Below are 7,356 nucleotides of genomic sequence, written 5' to 3' on the forward strand. Positions count from 1 at the left end.
GTCGCCGGCGTCACGCTCGACCTGAACGGTTTCAACAACAAGGTCGGCGGGTTGTCGGGAGGCGGCGCGAATGGCGGTACCGTTCGCCTCGGCGGAGCGACCCTGACGGTCGGCGGCACGACCGTCAGCTTCAGCGGCGCCATCACCGGGGCCGGCGGCCTCACCAAGGACAATAGCAGCACCCAGACGTTTGTCGGCTGCAACAACACCTATACCGGCGCGACGAACATCATCGGCGGTACGCTCAGCGTGGATTGCCTTGCCAATGGCGGCCAGGCAAGCGGCATCGGCGCTTCGACCAGCGCCTCCGCCAACCTTGGCCTGAATGGCGGCGTCCTTGCCTATACCGGCGGCAGCATCAGCATCGACCGCGGCATCACACTTGCCACTACCGGTGGGGCCATCAACGTGGTGAATGCCGCCACCGTGCTCGGCGTGAGCGGCCCGATCGTCGGTGCCGGCGCCTTCCGGAAGGACGGCGCAGGCACGCTCGTCCTGTCCGGTAACAACACCTATACCGGCATCACGACAGTCACAGGTGGCATCCTGCGCGCCGGCTCCAGCAGCGCCATCGGAGCGGGTGGATTCGGCCTGAACAACACCGCCGGTGTCGCACTCGATCTCAACAATTTCAGCACCTCCATCTCCTATCTGAATGGCGGTGGCGCCATAGGCGGCAATGTCACGCTTGGCACGGCGACGCTGACGATCGCCTCGAACGTCAGCGCGGCCGGTTTTGCCGGCGCGATCAGCGGCAGCGGCGGGATCATCAAGGGCGGAACCGTCACCCAGGCGCTCAGCGGCTGCGCGAGCTCCTATACCGGCAGCACCACTGTCAGAGGCGGCGTGCTGCAGGTCTCGTGCCTGGCCAATGGCGGCGTCAACAGCGCGATCGGCGCATCGAGCAGTGCTGCGGCCAACCTCGTCCTCACCGGCGGCACCCTGCAATATGTCGGCACGGGCGACAGCACCGATCGCCTGTTCACGCTCGGCGCCTCGGCCGGCAGCCGGCTCGAATCCTCCGGCACCGGCGCGATCGCCTTCACCAATACCGGAGCGATCGCATTCTCGGCTCTCGGCACGAGCCAGACGCTGGCGCTCGGCGGCACCAACACCGGCAACAACAGCCTTGCCGCACAGATCACCAACAACGGCGCCGGCGTGACCTCGCTGACCAAGGACGGCGCCGGCACCTGGATCCTCAACAATCAAAACAGCAGCTACGCCGGCATCACCACGATCAATGGCGGTGTGCTCGGCGTCAGCAAGCTGGCGAATGGCGGCCAGGCAAGCAGCATCGGCGCCTCGTCCAACGCGGCGGCCAATCTGGTGATCGGCAACGGCTCGACGTTGCGCTACACCGGTAGCGGCGACACGACTGACCGGCTGTTCACGCTCTCGGCCGGCACCAGCTTCATCGAATCCTCAGGCACGGGCGCCGTCGTCTTCAGCAACACGGCCGCGGTTACCTATTCCGGCAGCGGCCCGCGCACCATCGCGCTCGGCGGCACCAATACCGCGCTCAACATCATGGGCGGGGCGATCGCCGACGGCGCCGGCGGTGCAACCACGCTGGCCAAGAACGATGCCGGCACCTGGGCGCTCACCGGCAACAACACTTTCACCGGCAACACCGTCATCAACAACGGCAATCTGATGATCGGCAATGGCGGCACCACCGGCAACGCCGGCGCCGGCAACGTGATCGTCAATGCTGCCACCTCAACCTTGTCGTTCAACCGCAGCGACACGTTCAATTTCACCGGCCTTCTCAGCGGCCCAGGCACGATCGCGCAAATCGGGACGGGCGCGACCGTGCTGACGCAAGCCGGCAACGATATCGGCGCCACGCGCATTGACGCGGGTGTCCTGCAGGTCAACGGCGGCCTCACCACACCGACGATCGCCTTGAACGGTACCGGCACGCTCACCGTCAACGGCACGGTCGGAGCCGCCGCCGGTGGCTTCTCAACTCTTGCCGGCGATGGCGGCGCAAGCACCATCACCATCGCGGCGGGCGGCACGTTGCGCGGCAATGGCAATCTTGGCGCCGGCAACGACACGGTCAACGTAAGCGGCACGCTCAACACAGGCGCCGCACAGCTCAATCTCGGCGCCGGCAACGACACGCTGGTGCTCAATGACACCGCCGTCATCAGTGGCGCGGGCGTTGACGCGGGTACCGGTGGCGAGACTGGCGTCGGAGACACACTGCAAGTGGTCGCCGCCGCGGGACGCACGCTGGACGCCGCCAATGTCAGCAATTTCGAGAGCCTCTCCAAGCAAGGCGCCGGCGCGCTGACGCTGACCGGGAACCACGGCTACAGTGCCGGCACGACTATACAGTCCGGGACGCTGCAAATCGGCAACGGCGCGACGGCCGGGGCGCTCGCGACGCCAGCCGTTACGAACAACGGCGTGCTCGCCTTCAACCTCAACAGCGATTACGATTACATCTTTGCCGGCGCGATCTCGGGCAGCGGCACGGTCAACAAGCTCGGCAGCGGCGTTACGACGCTCACTGGCACCAACAGCTATAGCGGCGCGACCAACGTCAATGCCGGCACCCTGCTCGTCAACGGCAACCAGTCGGGCGCGGCCGGGCAGATTTCGGTCGCCGGCGGCGCGACGCTTGGCGGCACAGGCATCATCGGCGGCAGCGTCACGGTCGCCGACGGCGGCACGTTGAGCGCCGGTGGAGCAGGCAGCATGCCCGGCACGCTGACCATCAACGGCAATCTCGCCCTCGGCAATTCCAACCTCAACGTCGATTTCGGCCAGGCCAATGTGCCTGGCGGCGCGCTCAACGACCTGATCAACGTCGGCGGCAATCTCACCCTCGACGGTACACTCAACATTACGAAGACATCGGGCGGCAGCTTCGGCCCCGGGATCTATCGCGTGTTCAACTATGGCGGCTCGCTGATCGACAACGGCCTCAACGTCACCGATCCGAACTATTTCGTGCAGACGTCGGTCGCCAACCAGGTCAATTTGGTCAACTCGGCGGGCCTGACGCTGAGCTACTGGGACGGCGACGCCGGTCCGCATTCCAACGGTGCCGTCAATGGCGGCAACGGCACCTGGCGTGCTGCCGGCGACCAGAACTGGACGGATTCGACCGGACTTTTCGCCGCTCCCTTTGCCAATGGCAGCTTCGCCATCTTCCAGGGTACGGCTGGGACGGTGACGGTGGACGGCACGAATGGCCCGGTTTTGGCTGCCGGCATGCAATTCGCGATCGGCGGCTACCGGGTGCAGGGCGCGGACGTAGGGCTTATTGGGCTGCAGTCGATCATCCGCGTTGGCGACGGCTCGGCGGCGAGCGCGGGCTATACGGCAACCATCGCCTCGAACCTCACGGGGGCCGGGCAACTGGTCAAAACCGACGCCGGCACGCTGGTTTTGGCAGGCACCAACACCTATACCGGCGGCACCGCGATCAATGGCGGCACCGTGCAGATCTCCTCCGACAGCAATCTCGGCGGCTTCCCCGGCGTTCTTTCGCTTGACGGCGGCACGCTGCACACTACCGCCGGTATCGCTTCCGGGCGCTTCGTGACGCTCAACGCCGGCGGCGGCACTTTCGATATCGACGGCGCGACCAACCTGGCGCTCGGCGGCACCATCGCGGGTGTTGGCGCGTTGACCAAACAAGGCGACGGCACACTCATCCTGGCAGGCACCAACACCTATCAGGGAGGCACGTTCATCAAAGGGGGCACGGTCCTGATCACGGCCGACGCCAATCTTGGCAGTGCGGCGGGCAAGGTCACTTTCGATGGTGGCACGCTGCACGTGAGCAGCCTGTCCAACGTGACTTCCGGACGCAACGCGACCCTTGAAGCGGGCGGCGGCACATTCGAGATTGACAATACGCTTGCATGGAATGGAACCATCGACGGCGCGGGCGGGCTGACAAAAACCGGCACGGGAGCGCTGTTCCTCGGTGCCGACAACACCTACACCGGCGGCACGACCATTGCGGGCGGCGTCCTGGCTTTGGGCACTGGCGGCACGACGGGTGCGGTTCTCGGCGATGTGGTCGACGACGGCACGCTCAGCTTCAATCGCTCCAACCTTTATACATTCGACGGCACGATCTCCGGCAGCGGCAGCGTTACCCAGGCCGGAACGGGGACCACCGTGCTCACGGCCGAGAATAGCTATTCCGGCTTCACCATCATCAACGGTGGCGGTGGGCTCTACATCAATGGAGACCAGACTGCCGCGAGCGGACAGACCATCGTCGCCGCGGGTACGCTTGGCGGCACGGGCGTTGTCGGCGGTGACGTCCTTGTTGACGTGGCAGGCAGACTGGCTCCTGGCGGCCTTGGCGCCACGCCCGGCACGCTCACGATCAATGGCAGTCTTGATCTGGCCTCCGGGTCGAACCTCGACTATTCGTTCGGCCAGGCGGGCGTGGTCGGCGGCGCTTACAACGATCTGACCGTCGTGCATGGCAATCTGACGCTCGATGGCACCATCAATGTCACGGAAGCCCCGGGCGGCAATTTCGGGCCGGGCATCTATCGCGTCATCAGCTATGACGGCGCGCTTGCCGACAACGGGCTGGACACAACATCGGCCAACCACGTGGTGCAGACGTCGGTCGCGGGCCAGGTCAACCTCGTCGACATCAGCGGCCAGACCCTCAATTTCTGGGATGGCGACGCCGGTCCAAAAAGCAATGACGTTGTCAACGGAGGAAACGGAACCTGGCGGGCCGCTGGAGACGACAACTGGACCGGTTCGGATGGCAACCTGAACGCGGCCTTCACCAATGGCAGCTTTGCCATCTTTGCCGGCGCAGCCGGTATGGTCAGCGTCGACAACACCAATGGCCAGGTGCAGGCCGTGGGCATGCAGTTCGCGACCGGCGGGTATGTGGTCCAGGGACAGGACATCGAATTGCTCGGGCCGCAGTCGACCATCCGGGTCGGCGACGGCACGCTGGTCGGGGCAGGCTTCAGCGGAACCATCGCATCGAACCTCACAGGTGCGACTCAACTGGTGAAGACGGATCTTGGAACGCTGGTGCTTACCGGCACCAACAGCTACACCGGCGGCACGGCCATCAAGGGCGGCACGCTGCAGGTTTCGGCGGATGCCAATCTGGGCGATACCTCTGGCGGCTTGAGCCTGGACGATGGCGCAACGCTGCAGACCACCGCGGCCTTCACCTCGGCGCGTGACGTCACTCTCAATTCGGGTGTCGGCACTTTCCAGACCGATGCGGATCTCATCCTTTCGGGCCCGCTCACCGGCGCTGGCGGTTTTAACAAGACGGGCGCCGGAGCACTCACCCTGACCGGCTCCAACAGCTATGCCGGGTCGACCATGGTCACGGCCGGCGGCCTCTATGTCGATGGCGACAACGGTGGTGCGACGGGCGCGGTCTCGGTTGCGAGCGGCGCGACCATCGGCGGCAAGGGCGCGATCGGCGGCGATATCACGGTCGCCGACGGGGCGACCCTGTCACCCGGCTCGGCCGACGACACCCCAGGCACGCTGGCGATCGCTGGGAATCTCAATCTCTCCAGCGGCTCGATCCTCAACTATTCCTTCGGCGAGGCGAACGTCGTCGGTGGGGCGCTCAATGACCTGACGACAGTGGGCGGCAACCTCGTCCTCGACGGCACGCTCAACGTCACCACGAGCGCAGGCGGAACCTTCGGGCCAGGCGTCTACCGTGTCTTCAGCTATGACGGCACTCTCACCAACAACGGCCTCGCCGTGGGCACGATCCCGTCGACGGGTTATTCGATCCAGACATCGATCGATCACCAAGTGAACCTCGTCAACACCGAAGGCCTGACCTTCAACTACTGGGATGGCGCTGCCGGCCCCAAGAACAACGGCGTGATCAATGGCGGCGACGGCGTCTGGCAGGCTTCGGCCGGCAATGACAACTGGGCCAATGAGACGGGCACCATCAATGCCCCTTACGCCGACGCTTCCTTCGCCATCTTTGCCGGCCAGGCCGGCACGGTGATGGTGGATGAAGGCTTGGGCCACGTAACTGCCTCTGGCATGCAGTTCATGACCGATGGCTATAGTGTCCAGGGCAATGCCATCGAGCTCACCGGACCATCCAGCAGCATCGTCGTCGGCGACGGTACTGCGGCGGGCGCCGGCATGACGGCCACGATCGCCTCCGTTCTTTCGGGCGACGCGCAGCTTGTCAAATCCGACCGCGGCACGCTGGTGCTGACCGGCACCAACACCTACACCGGCGGCACGGCGATCAATGGCGGCACGCTGCAGGTTGCTGCCGATGCCAATCTTGGCGACGCCGCCGGCGGGCTCAGCCTCGACGGCGGCACGCTCAGCGCGACCAACAGTTTTGCTACCTCTCGTGCGCTGAATGTGATGAGCTCCGGCACCGTCTCGACCGCCGCCGCCACGACCTTGACGCTGAACGGCGCGCTGACCGGGTCGGGTGCATTCACCAAAGCCAGCGATGGAACCCTTGTGCTGGCCTCAGGCGACTCCGCTTTCGCCGGTGCAACTGGCGTGCAGCAGGGCACCTTGGCGGCCGGTACCGTCGACGCGCTTGGCGCCGCGTCGGCATACACGGTTGCCTCAGGTGCAACGCTCGACCTCGCCGGCTTTAACCAAACCGTGGCTTCGCTCGGCAACGCAGGCTCGGTGCGGCTGGGCACCGCGCCCGGCACGACGCTGACGATCAATGGCGATTACACCGGCAATGGCGGAACCATCTTCCTCAATGCCGCGCTCGATGGCGATGCCTCGACCACCGACAAGGTCGTCATCCATGGTAGCACCTCCGGCACCGGCATTTTTGCGGTAGGTAATGTCGGCGGAGCGGGGGCGCAGACCATCGAGGGCGTCAAGATCGTCGATGTCGACGGAACCTCGGCCGGCACCTTCTCGCTGGCTGGCGACTATGTCTTCCAGGGCGACCAGGCCGTGGTCAGCGGCGCCTATGCCTACCGGCTCTACAAGAACGGTGTCAGTACGCCGGCGGACGGTGACTGGTATCTGCGTTCGGCGCTGATCAATGGATCGCCGAACCCACTCTATTCGCCGGCCGTACCGATCTATGAGGCCTATGCGGGCGTCCTGCAGAGTCTCAACGAACTGGACACCCTGCAGCAGCGCCTCGGCAACCGGTCTTGGGTGGGCGCTGCTCAAGGCGCCGACGAGATCGGGTCCGTTCCGTCGCAGAACGCGATCTGGGCTCGCATCGAGGGCGCCCACACGCGGCAAAGTCCCGAGAGCGCCACGACCGTGTCGGACTACGACGTGACGACATGGAAACTGGAGACGGGGGTCGATGGTCTCCTCTACGAAGATGCCACCGGCATCCTGCTCGGCGGTGTCTCTTTCCAC

General features: G+C 65.3%; 1 protein-coding gene. It reads left to right on the forward strand.

Features of this window, described 5'->3' with window-relative positions; genetic code table 11:
- Positions 1–7,356, forward strand: a 7,356-nt coding sequence (locus EOC06_RS08325; protein ID WP_206631164.1) for an autotransporter-associated beta strand repeat-containing protein, incomplete at both ends; no start/stop codon positions are given.

Source organism: Mesorhizobium sp. M7A.F.Ca.MR.362.00.0.0 (genome assembly GCF_004023175.1).
In the GTDB taxonomy this organism is placed as follows: domain Bacteria; phylum Pseudomonadota; class Alphaproteobacteria; order Rhizobiales; family Rhizobiaceae; genus Mesorhizobium.